Genomic DNA, 18,524 nt, shown 5'->3' with positions numbered 1-18,524 from the left:
CGGTTGTTGCAAGTCCTTCCGATTGAGTAGAGGTTGCAGCGCATGCCTGGAGCACGGTTGACGGTGGAGCAGCGTCGGACGATTGAACGGGGTTACCGGATCGGTCTTTCGCAGGGACAGATCGCCTCGATCATCGGGAAGTCGCCGTCCACGGTGAGCAGGGAGCTGGCGCGGAGCTTCTCGGCTCCGGGGACCCGTTCGCCCAAGAGGCGCACCGCCCGCTCGGGCGGCCAGGGTTACCAGCGGCCCTACGACGCCGAGCGGGCCCACCGCTTCGCCACGATCAAGGCCCGAAGGCCCAAGGCGCGGCGGCTGGACCACGCGCCGCTGCGTGAGCAGGTGTGGGAGTTGTTGCGTGCGGACTGGTCCCCGGAGCAGATCGCGGCGATGCTGCCGGTGATGTTCCCCCACGACCCGGACATGCGCGTGAGCCACGAGACGATCTACCAGTCCCTGTTCGTCCAGACCAAGGGCGAGCTCAAACGCGAGCTCACCGCCCACCTGCGCAGCCGCCGGACCCGCCGCAAGACCCAGACCGGCGGCGCGAAACGCGTCACCCTGGGCATCACCGATGACATCACCATCCGGGCCCGCCCGGCCGAGGTCGCAGACCGGGCCGTCCCCGGCCACTGGGAGGGAGACCTGCTCCTGGGTGGCACCGGCAAGGGCGCGGTGATCACCCTGGTCGAACGCTCCAGCCGCTACGTGCTGCTGGCCCCGCTGCCGGGCCGGCACACCGCCGAGCTCGCCCGCCTGAGCCTGGCCGAGATGATCGCCACCCTGCCCCTGGAGCTGCGCAAGTCGATCACCTGGGACCGGGGCAGCGAGATGGCCCAGCACGCCCAGTTCAAGATCGACACCGGCCTGCAGATCTACTTCTGCGACCCCCAGTCGCCCTGGCAACGCGGCACCAACGAGAACACCAACGGACTGCTACGTCAGTACTGGCCCAAGGGCGCCGACCTGCGTGGCCTGACCCAGACCGACTGCGACGACGTCGCCCTACGCCTCAACACCCGGCCCCGACAGACGCTGAACTGGCAGACTCCCGGCCAAGCCCTCAACGACGGGCTCGTTGCAACAGCTGTTTGAATCCGCGCCCTGAGGGATCCCCGAACCTCCGCAACCCTCTCGAACAATTGTTCGATCGCGCGCTATCCTCGGGGGCATGGACTTCCAGGGTTCGCTCTTCGCGCCGCCCACGGGCGGGCTCGCCTTCGACGAAGTCGCGCGGCACCGGCTCACCCGCGGCGCCTGGGTCGACGTCACGCGCAGCTGGCTCCCCGACGCCGACGACGTGTTCCGCGCGCTGGTCGCCGACGTCCCCTGGCGCGCCGAGCGACGCCAGATGTACGACCGGGTGGTCGACGTCCCTCGCCTGGTCCACACCTACGTGGCCGGGGAGGACCTCCCCCACGCGGCGCTCACCGCGGCCCGCGCGGCGCTCACCGCCCACTACGAGCCCGAGCTCGGCGAGCCGTTCGTGACGGCGGGCTGCTGCTACTACCGCGACGGCCGCGACAGCGTCGCCTGGCACGGCGACACCATCGGCCGCGGAAAGACGCAGGACACGATGGTCGCGATCGTCTCCGTCGGCGACCCCCGCCGCCTGGTGCTCAGGCCCCGCGGCGGCGGGGAGTCGACGTCGATCGAGATGGGCCACGGCGACCTGGTCGTCATGGGTGGCTCGTGCCAGCGGACCTGGGAGCACGCCGTCCCCAAGGTCGCCCACGCCGGGCCGCGGATCTCCGTGCAGTTTCGGCCGCTGAACGTGTTCTGAGAGGAGTCGCCGCCTCAGAACTTGACCGTCGGGGCGACTTCCTGGCCGTCGGGGGCGTCGTAGAACTCCCGCTTGTGGACGTTGGCGACGCCGGTGAGGAACATCCACGGGATGGTCTGGGTCAGCTTGTTCAGCGACGCGACGGCGTCGTTGTAGTACTGCCGGGCGAAGGAGATCTGGTTCTCGGTCTCGGCGAGCTGCTTCTGCAGGTCGAGGAAGTTCGTGTTGGCCTTGAGGTCGGGGTAGGCCTCGGCGACCGCGTTGAGCTTGATCAGCGACTGCTGGAGCTGGGCGTCGGCGGCGGCCTTGGCGGGCACGTCGTCGCCCTTGGCGGCGGCCTGGACGCCGGCGCGGGCCCGGGTGATCTCCTCGAAGACGCCCTTCTCGTGCGCGGCGTACCCCTTGACCGTCTCGACGAGGTTGGGGATCAGGTCCGCGCGACGCGTCAGCTGGACGTCGATGCCGCCGAGCGCCTCCTGGGCGCCGATGTCGCTGGTGCGGAGCTTGTTGAAGCCGCTGATGACGAAGCCCACCAGGGCCACGAGCACCACGACTGCCACGATGGCGTAGAGCATCAGTCATTCCTCATTTCTGGGTTGTGCGAAGAGTCTGGGTCACCACGAGCCACCGCCGCCACCGCCGCCACCGCCGCCGCCGGAGAACCCTCCGCCGCCGGACGAGGAGGAGCTCTGGGTGGCCTGGTAGGACGAGATCGCGGAGTCCACGGTCGAGGAGAAGTCGTCGACCATCGAGGACACGGGGTCGTTGTAGTGGCTGCCGACGTAGGCGCCGGCGAGATAGGACGGCACCGGCGGCTCGGAGCCGGTCTCGGTGCGGTACTTGTCGGCCCACTCCTTGGTGCAGCCGAGCGCGACGGCCCACGGGATGTAGGCGGTGTAGAGCTCCTGGCGGCCGGCGAAGTCGAAGCGGTCCTTGCTCGACGGGGTCGACAGGACGCGGTGGAATCCACCGATCCGCGACCACAGGTCGCGCCCCGAGGCCGTGCGTCGCGTGCCGGAGCCGGTGCGCACCAGCGGGAAGGCGCCGATCGCGAACGCGCCGGGGACCAGCCCGACCATCGACATCGAGAGCGGGTTGAAGATCGCGATCGCCAGCGCCGCGAGCAGGCCGGCGATGACCACGAGGGAGCCGGCGCTGCCGAGGCCGCTGGCCACCATGTGGCCCGAGCTCTTGGCCCAGCCCTTGACCGAGTCGTCGAACGTGCCGATCTCGGTCTTGAGGCGCTTGCCCGCCTCGACGTCCTTCTTCGAGGCCACGAAGGTCGTGCCCGGGCCGCCGAGCAGGTGCGCCACACCGGAGGAGACCGGGTCGAGGCCGGCCCAGCCCTCGGCGCCCTTCTGGTCGGTGATCGACCACGTGTCGCCGTCGCGGTCGAGGCTGACGGCGCCCTTCTCGGCGGCGTACATCAGCGTGCCGACGTACGCCGAGCGGTCGACGTCCTCGGTGAGGAGGTACTGCGCCTGGGCCGGGCCGATGCCCTCGGGCGGGGCGTACATGAGCGGGAACTGCGGGTTGGTCTCGCGGGCGCGGGCCGCGATCCGGGCACCGAGCCCGAAGCCGGCGAGGCCGATCAGCACGACCAGCCCGAGCAGGATCGCGTTGGGTCCGAGCACCGGGTCGAGCGCCGGCGCCCAGGGCCGGGTGTCGCCGGCGGGCGGCGTGGCCATGTCGAGGCCGGCCTTGATCGTGACCGGGGTGTTGGCCGGGAGGTGGCCGGTGCGGACGTGGAGCGTGGTGCTGCCCTCTCCCTTGGCCGTGCAGCCACTCGTCGCACCGGCACCCGTCGCGCACTGGACGGGCTCGGCCGCGACGGGGAGGTGCACGGTCAGGTTGGTGGCGTCGATCTCCTGCTTCCAGCCGCCCGGGACGAGGTTCCAGTAGAACTGCGACCGGCTCCCGTCGGAGCCGGGCTCGATCACGCCGTCGAGGGAGTAGCGGATGACGTAGACGTGCTGGCCCGGCGTGACGTACTGGGTCGGCGAGCCGATCTTGGCGACCTTGAAGCGGCCGTGGTCCTCGGAGAGGTACTCCACCGGGACGGCGCCGTCGTCGAAGGAGACGGAGATGTCGTGCACGACGCGGCGTGCGTGCGGCGCACTGGGATCCGCCCGGTCGAAGAACCGGAAGATGCCGTGCCGGCCGTAGGGGAAGTCGACGGTGAGCTGCTCGACGACGGCGAGGTCGCCGGACTCGTCGAGGGTGAAGTCGGCGACGTAGGAGGTGATGGTCGTCGACTCGGGGCTGTCGTCGGCGGAGCCGTAGTTGAACAGGGCCGCCGGGATGAACAGGACGGCCACGAGCACCGCGAGGCCCACGGCGTACCCCACGACACGCTTCATGGCTGGAGCCTAGGGCTCGGCGCCTCGTCCCGTCGGAAAACCGCGTGCCGGCTGTCGGTGGCCACTGGGAGACTGTGCGGTGATGAGCACCCCGACCGCCGCCCCCCGCCCGACCCTCGCCTCGTTCTGGCACGACCTGCCGCGCGAGGGCAGGCTGATGCTGTCCGTGGTCGTCTTCGAGTTCCTCGGCACGGGCCTGGTCCTGCCGTTCCACGTCGTCTACCTCCACGAGGTCCGCGGCTTCGCGCTCAGCGACGTCGGCCTGCTGCTCGGCCTGCCGCCGCTGGCCGGCTTCCTCGTCGTCGGGCCGGGCGGGGCCCTCATCGACCGGCTCGGGGCGCGGGTCATCGTGCTCACGGTGCTCTCGCTGCTGATCGCGGGCGACGTCCTGCTCGCCTTCGCCGAGACCCTGCCCGTCGCCGGCTTCGCGCTGATGCTCTCCGGCATCGCCTTCGGCGTCTCGTGGCCGGCCTTCCAGAGCTTCATCGCCGCGGTCGTGCCGCCCGAGCTGCGGCAGCGCTACTTCGGGGTCAGCTTCTCCCTGCTCAACCTCGGCATCGGGATCGGCGGCATCGTCGGCGGCGTGGTCGTCGACGTCGACCGGGCGGTGACCTTCCAGGGCATCTACCTCGCCGACGCCGTGAGCTACCTGCCCTCCCTGTTCCTCATGCTGGTCCCGCTGCGCCACGTGGCGGGACGCGTGCAGCACGACGCCGATGCGGTGGCCGCGTCGGGTGGCGGTGGCTACCTCGCCGTCCTCCGCCGACCCGCGGTGGCGCCCCTGATGGTGCTGTCGTTCGTGTCGTCCTTCGTCGGCTACTCCCAGCTCAACGCGGGCATGCCCGCCTTCGCGCGGGCCGTCGGCGAGGTCTCGACGCGCGGTCTCGGCTTCGCCTTCGCGGCCAACACGGTGGTGATCGTCCTCCTCCAGCTGGTCGTGCTGCACCGCATCGAGGGCCGCCGCCGCACCCGCGTGATCGCGGTGATGAGCGTGCTCTGGTCACTCGCCTGGCTGCTGCTGGGCGCCTCGGGCCTGGTGCCCGGCACGCTGGGCGCGACGCTGCTCGTCGCGGCGTGCGCCTCGGTCTTCGCGCTCGGCGAGACGCTGCTCCAGCCGACCATCCCGGCCCTGGTCAACGACCTCGCCCCCGACCACCTGCGGGGCCGCTACAACGCCCTGAGCTCGGCGTCCTTCAGCCTGGCCGCGATCATCGCGCCGCCGATCGCCGGCGCGCTCGTGGGGCACCACCTCGGCAACGTCTACATCGGCCTGCTCGTCGCCGGCGCGCTGGTCTGCGGCGCGCTCGCCGTCCTGCACGTCGAGCCGCAGCTGCCGCCGGCCGTCAACGGCGTCCGCCAGCCCACGACCGCGGACGCCGAGGAGCCGGCCTTCGTGCCGACCCCCACCGGCGTCCCGGCCGGCACGCTCGAGTCCTCGGGATAGTCCCCAACGCAATTGCTGTGGATCGGACGATTTCACGACAGTTTCGTTGGGGACTATCCCGCCAGGTCACTCAGTCCCGCCCGCTGAGCCACCAGATCACGAGCGCGACCACGGCGAGCACCGCCGCGACCGGCTTCCAGTAGGCCCTCAGCAGGATCGGGAGGGCGGTCGCGCCGAGGTCGAGCGCGTCGTCCTCGGCGTACGCCGGGGGCGGAGGCGGCGCGGCCGACGGCGATGGTGAGAGTGGCGGAGCCGGCTCCGGAGCCGCGGCTGCGGCTGCGGGTTCGGGTTCGGGTGCGGGCTCGGGCTCGGGCGAGAGCCGGGTCTCCAGGCAGGCGACGAACTGGCCCAGCAGCTTGTCGGAGACGTCCTGCATGACGCCGCGCCCGAACTGCGCCGGCTTGCCGGTGATCGCGAGGTCGGTGACGACCTCCACGTCGGTGGACGTCGGATCGGCGGCGCCGGCCGCCATGGCCAGGGTGACCGTGGCGCCCGCCGTGCCGTTGCCGCGCTTGTCCTTGCCCTTGGCCTCGACCACGAAGCGGTGCGCCGCCTCGTCCTTCTCCACGAACGTGCCGGACCCGTTGTAGACCAGCGCGATCGGTCCGAGCTTGACCTTGCAGGAGCCCTGGAAGGTGTCGCCCTCGACCGAGGTCACCGTGGCGCCCGGGAAGCAGGTCGCCAGGCCGGCGATGTCCTGGAAGTGCGCCCAGGTGTCCTCGACCGAGGTGGGGACGGTGAAGCGGTGGGTCAGGTCCACGGGCCTCAGGCCCCCGCGGCGGCGAGCACGGCTCGCCGGGTCAGGACCGTCGCGAGGTGCCGCCGGTAGTCGGCGTCGCCGTTGAGGTCCGAGGGCGGGTTGGCGCCGTCGGCGGCGCGCGCCGCGGCCGCGCGTACGGCCTCGTCGGTCGCGGGCTGGCCGGCCAGCGCCTCCTCGACCGCGCGGGCCCGCAGCGGGGTCGAGCCCATGTTGGTGAGCCCGACCCGGGCCTCGGCGATGGTGCCGCCCTCGACCCGGACCGCGGCGGCGACCGCGACGATCGGCCACTGGTGGGCGACGCGCACGAACTTCTCGTAGTGGGCGCCCCAGCCGGTGTGCTTGGGGATCCGGACCTCGGTGAGGATCTCGCCCTCGGCGATCGCGGTCTCGAAGAGGTCCACGAAGAAGTCGTCGGCCGCCACCGTGCGGGTGCCGCCGCTGCCGGCGATCACGAACTCCGCCCCGAGGGCGAGCGCCGGAGCCCCGAGGTCCCCTGCGGGGTCGGCATGCGCGAGGGCACCGCCGAAGGTGCCGCGGTGCCGGACCTGGGCGTCGGCGAGGTGCTCCACGGCCTTGCTGATCAGGGCCGCGTGCTGGGCGACGAGCGGGTCGGCACCGACCGTCGCGTGCGGCGTCATCGCGCCGATCACGATCGCGTAGCCGTCCTCGCGGATGCCGCGCAGCGACTCGATCCGGCCGAGGTCGACGACGACCTCGGGGGCGTTGAGCCGCATCCGCAGCACCGGCAGCAGGCTCTGCCCGCCACCCAGGACCTTGGCGTCGTCGCCGTGCTCGGCGAGCGCGGCCAGCGCCTCCTCCACCGAGGTGGGTGCGAGGTAGTCGAACGCTGCGGGAATCATGCGCCCGCTCCTTCCGTGCTGTCCTGACCGGGTTCGCCCTGACTGAAGTGCGGCATCGCCGCGCCCTCCGTCGAGCCGCCGGAGCCGGCACTGTGGATGGCCTTCCACACCCGCTCGGGGGTGCACGGCATCTGGATGTCGTTGACGCCGAGGTGGCGCACGGCGTCGACCACCGCGTTGACCACCGCCGGGGTGGAGGCGATCGTGCCGGCCTCGCCGACCCCCTTGGTGCCGAGCGTGTTGGTCAGCGACGGCGACGTGGTGTGGTCGATGTCGAAGCTGATCGTGTCCGCGGCGGTCGGCAACAGGTAGTCGACGAAGGAGCCGGACACCAGCGTGCCGGCGTCGTCGTGCACCGCCTCCTCCCACAGCGCCTGCGCGATGCCCTGGACGAGGCCGCCGTGCACCTGCCCCGCGACGATCAGCGGGTTGATGATGTTGCCGATGTCGTCGCAGCAGACGTACTTGCGCATCCGCACCGCCCCGGTCTCGGTGTCGACTTCCATCGCGCACAGGTGCGTGCCGTGCGGGAAGTTGAAGTTCACCGGGTCGTAGGTCGCCTCGGAGTCCAGCGACGGCTCGACGCCGTCCGGCAGGTTGTGCGCGGCGAAGACCGCGGTCGCGATCTCGCCGATCGCCAGGCCCTGGTCGGTGCCGCGCACCGAGAACCGGCCACCGGAGAACTCCAGGTCGTCCACGGAGGCCTCGAGCAGGTGGGCCGCGATCGGCCGGGCCTTCTCGATGACCTTGTCCACCGCCTTGACCAGCGCCTCGCCACCCACGACCAGCGAGCGGGAGCCGTAGGTGTCCAGGCCCTTGTGGGCGATCTGGGTGTCGCCGTGCAGCACCTCGACGTCCTCGAAGGCGACCCCGAGCCGGTCGGCCACGATCTGGCTGAAGGCCGTCTCGTGGCCCTGCCCGTGCGCGGACGCGCCGGTGACGACCTCGACCTTGCCGGTCGCGAGCATCCGCACGCTCGCGTGCTCCCAGCCGCCGGCGCCGTAGTTGAGCTGGCCGAGCACCCGGCTGGGCGCCAGCCCGCACATCTCGGTGAAGGTCGAGACGCCGATGCCGAGCTGGACCGGGTCGTTGGACTCGCGGCGCCGCCGCTGCTCGGCGCGCAGCTCGTCGTACCCGAACATGTCCATCGCCCGGGCGGTCGCGGCCTCGTAGTTGCCGGAGTCGTACTCCAGCCCGGCGACGGTGGTGAAGGGGAACTCCTCGTGCCGGATCCAGTTCTTCTCGCGCACGGCGATCGGGTCGACCCCGAGCTCGGCGGCCAGCTCGTCCATCAGCCGTTCGATGGCGTACGTCGCCTCCGGGCGCCCGGCGCCCCGGTAGGCGTCGGTCCAGGTCTTGTTGGTGAAGACCGTCTGGCAGTTGAACCGGTAGGCCGGGAACTTGTAGATCGCGTTGAACATGAAGGCGCCGAGGACCGGCACGCCGCCGCCGACGATGGCGACGTAGGAGCCGAGGTCCGCCAGCAGGTCGACCTTGAGGCCGGTGACCCGGCCGTCCTTGGTCGCGGCGAGGGTGAGCTTCTGCCACTGGTCGCGGCCGTGGTGCGCCGAGACCAGGGACTCGCTGCGGGTCTCGGTGTACTTCACCGGCTTGCCCAGCCGGCGCCCGACCGCGAAGGCGATCATCTCCTCGGGCGTCTGCTGGAGCTTGCCGCCGAAGCCGCCGCCCACGTCGGGAGCGATCACGCGGATCTTGGACTCCGACACCCCGGTGGTGGCAGCGAGCGCGAACCGCAGGATGTGCGGGATCTGGGTCGCCGACCACACGGTGATCTGCTCACCCGTCGGGTCGACCACGACCGACCGGGGCTCCATGAAGGCCGGGATGAGCCGCTGCTGGCGATACTCCCGCTCGATCAGGATGCCCTCGGAGCGGGCCCGGTCGATCGCCTCGTCGACGTTGCCGCCAGTCCCGGCGTCGGCGGAGTCGAAGCTCCAGAACGCCGACTTGTTGGTGCCGAGGTCGGGGTGCGCCAGGACCTTGTCCTCGGCAGCCTCCTTGAGGTCGAGCGCGGCGGGGAGCTCGTCGTAGTCCACGTCCACGAGCTCGGCGGCGTCACGGGCCTCGGCGGCGCTGCGCGCGACCACGACGGCCACGATCTCGCCGGCGAAGCTGACGCGGTCGCTCGGCATCGGCAGGTGCGTGGGCGTGAGCTGCTCGGTGGTGATCGCCCAGGCGTTGATGCAGACACCCTGGGACTCGCCGAGGTCGGCGCCGGTCAGCACTGCGACGACGTTGGTCGCCGCCTGCGCGGCGCTCGTGTCGATCCCGGTGATGCGGGCGTGGGCGAAGGGGCTGCGCACCATCGCAAGGTGCAGCATGCCCGGCAGCGTGATGTTGTCGGTCCAGCGCGTGCGGCCGGTGATCAGCCGCTGGTCCTCCTTGCGGCGCCGGTCGCGACCGATCTCGCGCTCGACCTCGGGGCGTTGCTCGACCGCGGTCATGACGTCGCCCCCGCGGTGGCGCCGGCCGCGTGCTGCACGGCCTTGACGATGTTGTGGTAGCCGGTGCAGCGGCACAGGTTGCCCTCGAGCCCGAGGCGGATCTCCTCCTCGGTCGGGTGCGGGTTCTCCTTGAGGAGGTCGACGCTCTGCATGATCATGCCGGGCGTGCAGAAGCCGCACTGGAGGCCGTGGCACTCGCGGAACGCCTCCTGCACCCGGTGCAGCTGGCCGTCCTGCGCGAGGCCCTCGATGGTGGTGACCTCGTGGCCGTCGGCCTGGACGGCCAGGACGTTGCACGACTTCACGCTCGTGCCGTCGAGGTGGACCGTGCACGCGCCGCAGTTGCTGGTGTCGCAACCGATGACGGTGCCGGTCTTGCCGAGGCGCTCGCGGAGGTACTGCACGAGCAGCATGCGGGGTTCGACGTCGTCGGAGACCGATGCTCCGTCGACGGTCAGGCTGATGCGCGTCATGGACGACTCCCTGGGCATGGCCGGATACGTGTGATGCCGATCACGCTAGGAGCGCGGGGTTGCCAACAGGTTGGCCAGGGCGTCCGCTAGGAGCGGGCGACCGCCAGCCGGCCCTTGAGGAGCGGCACGGCGGGGTGCCGGCGCCCCGCGAGCGAGGCGAGGCAGACCTCGATCACCTCGGCGTCGTACGGCGCGAGCTCGCTGTAGCGGACCACCGCATCGGGCTCGGGGTCGGCGAGGAGCGCCTCGCGGACGGCGACGGCGACGTACTCGGCCAGCTCCCCCAGCGCCGGGGAGTTGGTGCCGGGGAGCAGGTCGCCGCCGTAGGCCTCGACGGCCGCCCGGACGTGGCCGCGGCGGAGCAGGCCGAGGACGTGCTCCACGTCGGTGACGACCGGCATCATCAGCCGGTAGGGCCGCGAGGACAGCTGGCCACCGAGCGCGGAGCGCAGGTGGGAGACCTCGGCCTTGAGGGTCGAGAAGGTCACCGCCTGGTCGCCGTAGACGAGCGCGTGCAGCTGCTCCAGCGACAGCCCCTCCGGGTGCATGGCGAGCAGCGCGAGCACCTCGGTCTGGCGGCGGTTGAGCAGCAGGCGCTGGCCGTCGAGCCGCGTCTCGGCCGTGCCGAGCAGCGTCATCACCAGACCGGGGTCGTCGGTCTCGTCGGCGACGACGCCCGGGTGGTGCGCGGAGTGGGGCATGGCGGTCTCGATGAGCGCGGCCATCACCCGGGCCGTCGCGAGCCCGATCGGGTGGGTGCGGTCCCAGGTCGTCGATAGGTCGAGGACGCCGAGCTGCGCGCCCGTGACGGGGTCGTGGACCGGAGCGGCCCAGCACACCCAGTTGTGCACGATCGGCGCATAGTGCTCCGCACTGAAGACCATCGCCGGCCGGTCGAGCCGGTTGGCCAGGTCGAGGGCATTGGTGCCGACGCTCTGGTCGTCCCAGCGGCCGCCGGCCACGAAGTTGACCGTCTCGGCCTTGCGTCGCATGACCCGGCCGCCGTAGGTCCACAGGATCCGGGTCTGCGCGTCGGTGACCGCGATGACCAGGTCGCCGTCCTCGGCCGTGCGGCGCAGCTCGGCCTCCACCCGCTGGACCGCGGTCTGCAGCGGGGAGCCGCGCCACAGCGCGGCGGTCTCGCCCTCGTCGGCCAGCGGGGCGTGCGTGACGTCGTGGCTGATGGCGGCCTCGGAGCGGGCCCAGCTGCTCAGGATCTCGGGCCGGACGAGCGGCTCGGCCTCGTCGCCCTCCTCGACGAACGCGGTCCAGGCGCGCATGGCCTCGACCCTGCGTCCCTGCAGCTCGCTGCGCGCCACGGTCCCCCCTGGGAGTCGTCGTTGCCGCAAAACTAGCACCGGCCAGGTGACGGGCGTCACAGTCCGTCTGGGCCTGCCCGGGTCAGGCCAGGTCGCGGTGGATCCGACCCTCGGTGGCGCCGAGCCGCTCCCCCGAGCCGCCCCACCGGCCGGCGATGATCTCGGCGGCGATGCTGATGGCGGTCTCCTCCGGGGTGCGGGCGCCGAGGTCGAGGCCGATCGGGCTGGAGAGCCGGTCGAGCTCCTTGTCCTCCAGGCCCGCCTCGCGCAGCCGCGCGATCCGGTCGTCGTGGGTGCGGCGCGAGCCCATCGCGCCGACGTACGCCACGTCGGGGAGGCGGAGTGCCACCTCGAGGAGGGGGACGTCGAACTTCGGGTCGTGGGTCAGCACCGTGATCACCGTCCGGCTGTCGATGCGGCCGGCGTCGCGCTCGGCCTGGAGGTAGCGGTGCGGCCAGTCCACGACCACCTCGTCGGCCTCGGGGAAGCGGGTGTTGGTCGCGAAGACGGGCCGGGCGTCGCAGACGGTGACGTGGTAGCCGAGGAACGAGCCCACCCGCGCGACCGCGGCGGCGAAGTCGATGGCGCCGAAGACCAGCATCCGCGGCTTGGGCGCGAACGCCCACACGAACACCCGCATCCCCTCGCCGCGGCGCTCGCCGTCGGGGCCGTAGGTCAGGGTCGCGTTGTGGCCGCTCGCGAGCAGGCCGAGGGCGTCGTCGTGGACGGCGTCGTCGGCGCGCGTCGAACCGAGCGATAGTCCGGCACGTTTCTGTTGTTCCGGATCGGTCCCACCAACGATTTCGTGACGGACTATCCCCTCGTCGGGGCGGACGACCAGGCGGCGCCCGAGCCACGCCGGGTCGGGGTGCTCGATGACGGTGGCGAGGGCGACCGGGCGGCCCGCCTCGATGTCGGCGGCGATCTGCCCGAGCTCGGGGAAGGTGTGCTGGTCGACCTTCTCGACGTAGACGTCGAGGATGCCGCCGCAGGTCAGCCCGACGGCGAAGGCGTCGTCGTCGGAGACGCCGTAGCGCTGGAGGACGGGGGTGCCGGAGGCGACCACCTCGCCGGCCAGCTCGTAGACGGCGCCCTCGACGCAGCCGCCGGAGACCGACCCGACGGCGTCGCCGGAGGGCCCGACCAGCATCGAGGCACCGGCCGGGCGGGGCGCGGACTGGAAGGTGGCCACCACGGTGGCGACGCCGACGGTCTCGCCGGCCCGCCACCAGGTCAGCAGCTCGGGCAACACGTCACGCACGGGAGACCACCTCCACGAGGTCGGCATAGGTCGCCAGCGAGTGGCCGGCGAGGAAGTCGTCGACGTGCGGCAGGACCGCCAGCACGCCCTGCTGGACCGGCTCGTAGCCGGCCTTGCCGCGGTGCGGGTTGACCCACACGACGCGGTGGGCGACGCGGTGCAGCCGCTCGACCTGCTCGGCCAGCAGCGCCGGGTCACCGCGCTCCCAGCCGTCGCTGAACACCACGACGACGGCGCCGCGGGCCATCCCGCGCTGGCCCCACCGGTCGAGGAAGATCTTGAGGGTCTCGCCGAGCCGGGTGCCGCCGGACCAGTCGGGCACGGTCTCGCCCGCGGCGACCAGCGCCCGGTCGGGGTCGCGCAGCCGCATCGCCCGGGTCAGGTGGGTCAGGCGGGTCCCGACCGTGAACGTCTCGACCACGCCGCGGCGGCGGCCGGTCGCTGCCGCGACGGTGAACCGGTGGGCCAGGCGCAGCAGGGCGTCGGCGTACCCGCTCATCGAGCCCGACACGTCGACCAGGAGCACCAGCCGTCGGGGCCGGACCCCGCGGCGGCGCCAGGAGATCTCCGCCGGCTCCCCCATCCGGCGCAGCGAGGAGCGCAGGGTGCGGGAGGCGTCGACCTGCCCGCGGCGCCAACGTTGGTGGCGGGCCGTGCGGCGCACCGGCGGCCGGGGCCGCAAGCTGGCGAACATGCCGGCGAGCCGCTGCCGCTCGGCCGGGGACAGGCGGGCGACGTCGCGGTGCCGCAGCACCTCGGCGGCGCTGGCGCGCGCCCGCACCACCTCCTCGGACTCCTCGCCCTCCCCCTCCCCGTCGGTCTCCGGCAGGTCGGAGAACGCCGGCACGGTCGGCGGCGCCGGGCGCGAGCGCGGCAGCCCGTCGCGGGCGTTGAAGTAGGCCTCGAAGACCTGGTCGTAGCGCTCGAGGTCGTCCGGGCCGGCGCACAGCGTGGCCCGACCCGCGTCGTACGTCGTCCTCCGGTCGTGCAGCCCCAGCAGCGCGACCGCCTCGAGGAAGCCGTGGGACCGGTCCTGGGTGACCGGCACGCCGGCCGCCCGGAGCGCGCGCGTGAAGCCGAGCAGCACCTCGTCGGCGCCGCGCACCCAGACGTCGGTGTCGCTCATGTGCGCAGCATCTGGTCCAGGGCGTGCCGGACCCGGTCGGCGTCCTCGCGGTACTTCACGAGGGCGCCGAGCGTCGCGGCGGCGGTCGCCAGGTCGAGGTCGGTCGTGCCGAGGTGGTGCAGCGCCCGGGCCCAGTCGAGGGTCTCGGCAACGCCCGGTGGCTTCTGCAGGTCCTGGCGGTCGCGCAGCTGCTGCACGACCTCGACGACCTGGCGGGCCAGCCCGGCCGCGACCTCGGGCGCGCGGGATCGGACGATCTCGACCTCGCGCTCCAGGCCCGGGTGCTCGATCCAGTGGTAGAGGCAGCGGCGCTTCAGCGCGTCGTGCAGCTCGCGGGTGCGGTTGGAGGTGAGCACCACGATCGGCGGGGTCGCGGCCCGCACGGTCCCCAGCTCGGGGATCGTCACCTGGTAGGTCGAGAGCACCTCCAGCAGGAACGCCTCGAACTCGTCGTCGGCGCGGTCGACCTCGTCGACCAGCAGCACCGCGGGGCTCTGCTGGAGCGCGGCCAGCACCGGGCGGGCGAGCAGGAAGCGGGCGTCGTACAGGCTCTTCTCGGCCTCCTCGACGTCGGCGGTGCCGCCGGCCGCCTCGAGGGCGCGCAGGTGCAGGATCTGCCGCGGGAAGTCCCAGTCGTAGAGCGCCTGGGTGGCGTCGATCCCCTCGTAGCACTGAAGCCGCACGAGCGGCAGGTCGAGCGCCTCGGCCAGCGCCTCGGCCAGCGCGGTCTTGCCGGTGCCGGGCTCACCCTCGAGCAGCAGCGGCCGCTGCATCTTCAGCGCGAGGAAGCCGACGGTGGCCAGCGAGTCGTCGCAGAGGTAGCCGGTCCCGCCCAGGGCGGCGGCGACGTCGCCGGTCGACTGCAGATCCATGTGTCGAGGCTACTTCGGGGCGCGTTGGCCCGGGGTTGGCGGCCGGTCGGCTGCAGGTCAGCCGGGGGTGTCGCGGTCGCGGCCCGTGGCCAGGTCGCCGCACTCGACCAGGAAGACCATGTGGGTCGCGAGGTAGTCGCGGGCCCCGCGGTCACCGGTCGCCGTCTCCAGCACGCCGTGCCAGTGGTCGCGGCCGATCAGGACCGGGTGGCCGGGCTCCCCGGCGTACGAGGCCCGCGCGAGCGTGCCGTGGTCGGTGCCGAGATCGGTGACCCGGCGGACCACGTCGGCCGAGACATCCGGTAGGTCGACCAGCGAGACCACCGCGGCCGAGGCGTCGCCGTCGGCGACCGAGGCGAGCCCGGCACGCAGCGAGGCGGACATGCCCTCGGCCCAGTCCTCGGCGACGACGACCGCCACGCCGAGGTCGCCCAGCAACGGGGACGCCTCGTCGGCGGCCGCGCCCAGGACCACGGTCACGTGGTCGCAGCCGCCCTCACGCAGCGCCCGGACGCCTCGGACGAGCCACGGCTCGCCGCCTTCGTCGCGGACCAGCGCCTTCGGCTGGCCCATGCGGGTGCCGGCACCGGCGGCGAGGAGGATTCCCTGGAGCGTCACGCGCCCACCTTGGCAGACGGACCCCGATCAGCCGGGGAACGCCTCGGCGTAGAGCGCCGCGAGCCGGGCGTCGTAGGGGCCGCTGAGCCCGCAGACCGTGACCCGGCCGTCGGTGGCCGAGACGAGGTAGCGGCCGCCGTCCTGGAACTTCACCGCCCCGACGAGGGCCTGCATCACCTCCGGGTCGGCCTCGACCTTGACCAGGTCGGTGGCGTCGCCGGCGTAGAAGTGGGTCGGGACCAGCGTCACCAGGTCGGCGGAGATGTCGGTGACGGTGCCGTCGAAGGCGATCGCCTGCGTCGAGAGGATCCGCGCGGACGGGACCATGCACTTGCCGCTGGTGGCGGCCGGCGCGGAGAGCTGGGTCACCGTCGGGTCGCCGCCGGCGCTGGGGACCTCGTTGCCGGAGTCGTGCCTGAGGAACCCGAAGACCCCCACGCCGGCGATCAGGACGACCGCCGCGGCGGCGACGATCCAGGTCAGCAGGCCGCGGCCGTGGGTGCCGTCCTCGCGCGTCTCGGGCGGCTCGTAGTGGTGCACGTCGTTGTGCAGGTCCTCGGTCCGGTCAGTGGCCATCGTGTCCTCCAGGAGTCTGGCCACCCGAGACGGGTCAGCCGGTGGCAGGGCGGACGCCGGGTCGATCGCGCGCAGGCGGGCCAGCAGCGCGTCGTCCCGGTCGAACTCGTCGAGCTCGCTCATGACGTCCTCCCTTCTCTCGACTCCTCATGTCCGGCCACCCCGGAGGCCTTTCGCAGGGCCTCCTTGAGCTTCTGCCGGGCCCGGTGCAGCCGGATCGAGGCGGCGTTGGAGGTGATGTCCAGGACGGTCGCGATCTCACCGGGACCCAGCTGCTCCCATGCCCACAGGCGCAGCAGCTCGGCGTCGTCGGGGCGCAGCCGGGCGAGCGCCTCGGCGAGCTCGTCGTCCCCGTCCTCCCCCGGCCCGGGCACGGTGGCACGGGGCGGGTCGACCGCCGCGATCTTCGCGGCCAGCCGCTCCTGGCGCCGCGCGCTGCGCTCGGCGTTGGCCAGGCAGTGGCGGGCCACGCCGTAGGCGTAGGGCAACGGCTCGGCCGGCAGGTCCTCCAGACGGCGCCAGCAGACCAGCAGGGTCTCGGCCAGCACGTCCTCCGCGGTGGCGGGGTCGGTACGCCGGGCCAGGAACCGCCGCAGCGGCTCGACCAGGCCGGGCGCGGCCCGCTCGAAGCGGGCGCGCCGGTCGTTGCCGTGTCGGTCGTCGTGTCGGTCGTCCCCGTGTCCGTCCACCTGCCCCACGGTGTCACATGTCCGGACGGGGGCCGATCCTTTCACCGCCGCACGGACGGGTGCCTGCGGTAGTGGTCGCGCCAGATCAGCCGGTGCACCGGGATCCAGCGCGGGATGTCACGCAGGCCCGGGATCAGCGGGACGAACATCAGGGCCAGGGTGAGGACCATCATCAGTCCCCACACGAGCGCGTCGGCGTTCTCCGACGTGGAGAACGGCTGCACCTGGTACCAGAACGTGTAGAGCCACATCCACGGCTGCCCCGGGTAGTTGCCCGTCTCGTTCATCATGCCCCACTGGTCACCGCCGAGCTTCTGCGCGACCGCGAGGTCCTCCAGGTAGGCGCCGTCCGAGAGCAGCAGCATGGCTCGTGTCTGGTCGCCGCCGTAGAAGTTGCCGGACGACGTCAGGCCGCCCTCGAGACCGCCCGACTGCGCCACGGCGAGGAGCCCTGCGGCCAGCTCCGGCACGGGGCCGTAGTCACCGGTCGCGGCCTTGGCCGGGTCGCCGCCCGGTGCGGCGGCCAGTGCGTCCGAGTAGCCGGTGGCCCAGGCCTGCTGCTGGGTGGAGGACGCGGCGCGCCACTGCTGGACGGCCGACGTGACGGCGTCGTTCCCCGTCTGGGCCTCGAGGGGCTGGAGCACCAGGTCCGCGGAGTCGACCGGGATCCGGACCCCGCCCCACTTCTGCAGGGGGAGCCCGAGGAGCTTCTGGCCGTCGCTCGCGTGGTTGTACGGCGCGCCGTACGTCGCGCTCGTGGTCGTGCCGGCCAGCTCGGCGGTGGCCGTGGCCACGACGTCGGCGGGATCGGCCGTGGCCCAGCCCTGCATCGTGATCGCCTTCTCGTCCGGGGAGGAGAAGGCAGCGGCGAGGACCGCGGTGAGCAGCGTCATCGCCACCAGCGCGATGACGAACTCCTTGACCAGGTCGTAGGGGCGGGTCGGGAAGTCGTGGGAGTCCGGGGTCGTTCCCCGCGGCGGCCGGACGGCGATGGTGACCATGTCAGCGTCCCTCCCCAGAATCCGGCAGAGCATCGAGCGGCGGGACGACGCCGTGGCGGCGGACCAGCACGATGTGCCACACGACGACCGCCACGACCACGACGGGCACGAGCAGCGCGTGCCACAGCAGCATCTGGCCCGGGTTGAGCACGTTGAACCAGGCGCCGACGCCGATGGAGTTGATGCCGTCCTTGGCCTCGGCGCTGATCCACTGCGAGTCGAAGTTCGACTGCGAGAGGTAGCCCGTGAACGCCGCGCCGATCGAGGTCACGAACGCCACGACGCCGGTGCTCCAGGTCAGCGCGCGCCGGCCGCGCCAGGCCGCCATCCAGAACTTGCCCCAGAGGTGCACGACCATGGTGGCGAAGAACAGCTCCACGCTCCACAGGTGCATCGAGTTCACGAAGTGCCCCAGCGACGACTCGTGCCACCAGGCCGCGCCCCCGACGGCGAGAGCGGCACCCGTGCCGAGCACCACCAGCAGCGAGGCGAGCGAGAGCACCCCGAAGACGTAGATCCAGGAGGCGACGTACGCCGGCTGCCGGTCGGGCAGGGCCTGTCCCGGCGGGACGAGCGTGGACAGGCGCGTGCGCAGCCCGACGGTCCAGCTGCGCTGGTCCTCGGGTGCGACCCGGGTGCTCATCGCGGGTCCCGGTCCGTCGGGTCCTCACGCTTCCCGTGCGGGAAGGGCAGGACGATGGCGAGCAGGAAGACGACGACCATCGAGACGATGATCGAGGCGTTGGTGGCGCTGATGCTGATGACGCCCCAGTGGAAGTAGTGCCCCGCCGCGAGGGCGATGGAAGGGTGGAGCCACATGTCTGACCACCTCGTGCCCGGGGCGCCGGGTGTGGCACCCGCTGGCTCCAGCGTGGGGCGCGGAGCGGGTCACCGGTAGGGCCGATGGCCCGGGCCGAAGG

19 protein-coding genes are annotated in these 18,524 nt (G+C 72.4%); 3 read left to right on the top strand and 16 right to left on the bottom strand.

The features are described from left to right. Window positions 1-42: 42 nt before the first annotated feature. Window positions 43-1,092, top strand: a complete 1,050-nt coding sequence (locus FB382_RS01375) for an IS30 family transposase (RefSeq protein WP_246377203.1) — start codon at window positions 43-45, stop codon at window positions 1,090-1,092. Window positions 1,093-1,168: 76 nt separating this feature from the next. Further along, window positions 1,169-1,780, top strand: coding sequence for an alpha-ketoglutarate-dependent dioxygenase AlkB (locus FB382_RS01370; protein ID WP_182536166.1), 612 nt, complete (start codon window positions 1,169-1,171; stop codon window positions 1,778-1,780). A gap of 14 nt (window positions 1,781-1,794) precedes the next feature. Here FB382_RS01370 and FB382_RS01365 read toward each other — a convergent pair whose 3' ends face one another. Beyond that, window positions 1,795-2,355, bottom strand: coding sequence for a LemA family protein (locus tag FB382_RS01365; RefSeq protein ID WP_182536164.1), 561 nt, complete (start codon window positions 2,353-2,355; stop codon window positions 1,795-1,797). Between the two features lie 39 nt (window positions 2,356-2,394). Then, window positions 2,395-4,140, bottom strand: a complete 1,746-nt coding sequence (locus tag FB382_RS01360) for a DUF2207 domain-containing protein (RefSeq protein ID WP_182536162.1) — start codon at window positions 4,138-4,140, stop codon at window positions 2,395-2,397. Window positions 4,141-4,222: 82 nt separating this feature from the next. Between FB382_RS01360 and FB382_RS01355 the strand changes: the two genes are divergently transcribed. After that, window positions 4,223-5,584: an MFS transporter gene (locus FB382_RS01355; protein ID WP_182536160.1), complete on the top strand. Its 1,362-nt coding sequence runs from the start codon at window positions 4,223-4,225 to the stop codon at window positions 5,582-5,584. A 70-nt stretch (window positions 5,585-5,654) separates the two neighbouring features. On the opposite strand, the gene FB382_RS01350 is transcribed toward FB382_RS01355, so the two are convergent. The 14 genes from FB382_RS01350 to FB382_RS01285 form a co-directional block, all read right to left on the bottom strand. Next, complete coding sequence (locus tag FB382_RS01350; protein ID WP_182536158.1) at window positions 5,655-6,344, bottom strand: SRPBCC domain-containing protein; 690 nt, start codon at window positions 6,342-6,344, stop codon at window positions 5,655-5,657. 5 nt (window positions 6,345-6,349) lie between these two features. Continuing rightward, window positions 6,350-7,204: an FAD binding domain-containing protein gene (locus tag FB382_RS01345; RefSeq protein WP_182536156.1), complete on the bottom strand. Its 855-nt coding sequence runs from the start codon at window positions 7,202-7,204 to the stop codon at window positions 6,350-6,352. Further along, window positions 7,201-9,669, bottom strand: coding sequence for a xanthine dehydrogenase family protein molybdopterin-binding subunit (locus tag FB382_RS01340; protein ID WP_182536154.1), 2,469 nt, complete (start codon window positions 9,667-9,669; stop codon window positions 7,201-7,203). The genes FB382_RS01345 and FB382_RS01340 overlap by 4 nt, the downstream gene beginning before the upstream one ends. Beyond that, the gene (locus tag FB382_RS01335; RefSeq protein ID WP_182536151.1) at window positions 9,666-10,142 is read right to left on the bottom strand and encodes a (2Fe-2S)-binding protein; all 477 of its coding nucleotides are present in this window, start codon (window positions 10,140-10,142) and stop codon (window positions 9,666-9,668) included. Before FB382_RS01335 ends, FB382_RS01340 begins: the two co-directional genes overlap by 4 nt. Before the next feature lie 86 nt (window positions 10,143-10,228). Then, window positions 10,229-11,422: a sigma-54-dependent transcriptional regulator family protein gene (locus FB382_RS01330; RefSeq protein WP_220481220.1), complete on the bottom strand. Its 1,194-nt coding sequence runs from the start codon at window positions 11,420-11,422 to the stop codon at window positions 10,229-10,231. A gap of 121 nt (window positions 11,423-11,543) precedes the next feature. Then, window positions 11,544-12,722 (bottom strand): XdhC family protein, encoded by a 1,179-nt coding sequence (locus FB382_RS01325; RefSeq protein WP_182536147.1) that lies wholly within the window; start codon window positions 12,720-12,722, stop codon window positions 11,544-11,546. Further along, window positions 12,715-13,848 carry a vWA domain-containing protein gene (locus tag FB382_RS01320; protein WP_182536145.1) on the bottom strand — a complete coding sequence of 378 codons (1,134 nt, stop codon included), beginning with the start codon at window positions 13,846-13,848 and terminating at the stop codon, window positions 12,715-12,717. The genes FB382_RS01325 and FB382_RS01320 overlap by 8 nt, the downstream gene beginning before the upstream one ends. Further along, complete coding sequence (locus tag FB382_RS01315) at window positions 13,845-14,720, bottom strand: AAA family ATPase (RefSeq protein ID WP_182536143.1); 876 nt, start codon at window positions 14,718-14,720, stop codon at window positions 13,845-13,847. Before FB382_RS01315 ends, FB382_RS01320 begins: the two co-directional genes overlap by 4 nt. 57 nt (window positions 14,721-14,777) lie before the next feature. Further along, window positions 14,778-15,338, bottom strand: coding sequence for an NTP transferase domain-containing protein (locus tag FB382_RS01310; protein WP_182536141.1), 561 nt, complete (start codon window positions 15,336-15,338; stop codon window positions 14,778-14,780). Between the two features lie 27 nt (window positions 15,339-15,365). Then, window positions 15,366-16,037, bottom strand: coding sequence for a hypothetical protein (locus FB382_RS01305; protein ID WP_182536140.1), 672 nt, complete (start codon window positions 16,035-16,037; stop codon window positions 15,366-15,368). Beyond that, window positions 16,034-16,603 carry a sigma-70 family RNA polymerase sigma factor gene (locus FB382_RS01300; protein ID WP_182536138.1) on the bottom strand — a complete coding sequence of 190 codons (570 nt, stop codon included), beginning with the start codon at window positions 16,601-16,603 and terminating at the stop codon, window positions 16,034-16,036. The genes FB382_RS01305 and FB382_RS01300 overlap by 4 nt, the downstream gene beginning before the upstream one ends. A gap of 41 nt (window positions 16,604-16,644) precedes the next feature. Continuing rightward, window positions 16,645-17,604, bottom strand: a complete 960-nt coding sequence (locus FB382_RS01295) for a hypothetical protein (RefSeq protein ID WP_182536136.1) — start codon at window positions 17,602-17,604, stop codon at window positions 16,645-16,647. Between the two features lies 1 nt (window position 17,605). Then, entirely contained in the window at window positions 17,606-18,247 is a 642-nt protein-coding gene (locus FB382_RS01290) for a cytochrome b N-terminal domain-containing protein (protein ID WP_182536134.1), read from the bottom strand. After that, on the bottom strand, window positions 18,244-18,423 hold the full coding sequence (locus tag FB382_RS01285; protein WP_182536132.1) for a hypothetical protein: 180 nt from the start codon (window positions 18,421-18,423) through the stop codon (window positions 18,244-18,246). The genes FB382_RS01290 and FB382_RS01285 overlap by 4 nt, the downstream gene beginning before the upstream one ends. Window positions 18,424-18,524 lie beyond the last annotated feature (101 nt).

It is taken from the genome of Nocardioides ginsengisegetis, assembly GCF_014138045.1.
Taxonomy (GTDB): domain Bacteria; phylum Actinomycetota; class Actinomycetes; order Propionibacteriales; family Nocardioidaceae; genus Nocardioides; species Nocardioides ginsengisegetis.
Note: the sequence above shows the minus strand (reverse complement) of the source record. Positions and strands in the feature narration are given on the sequence as shown.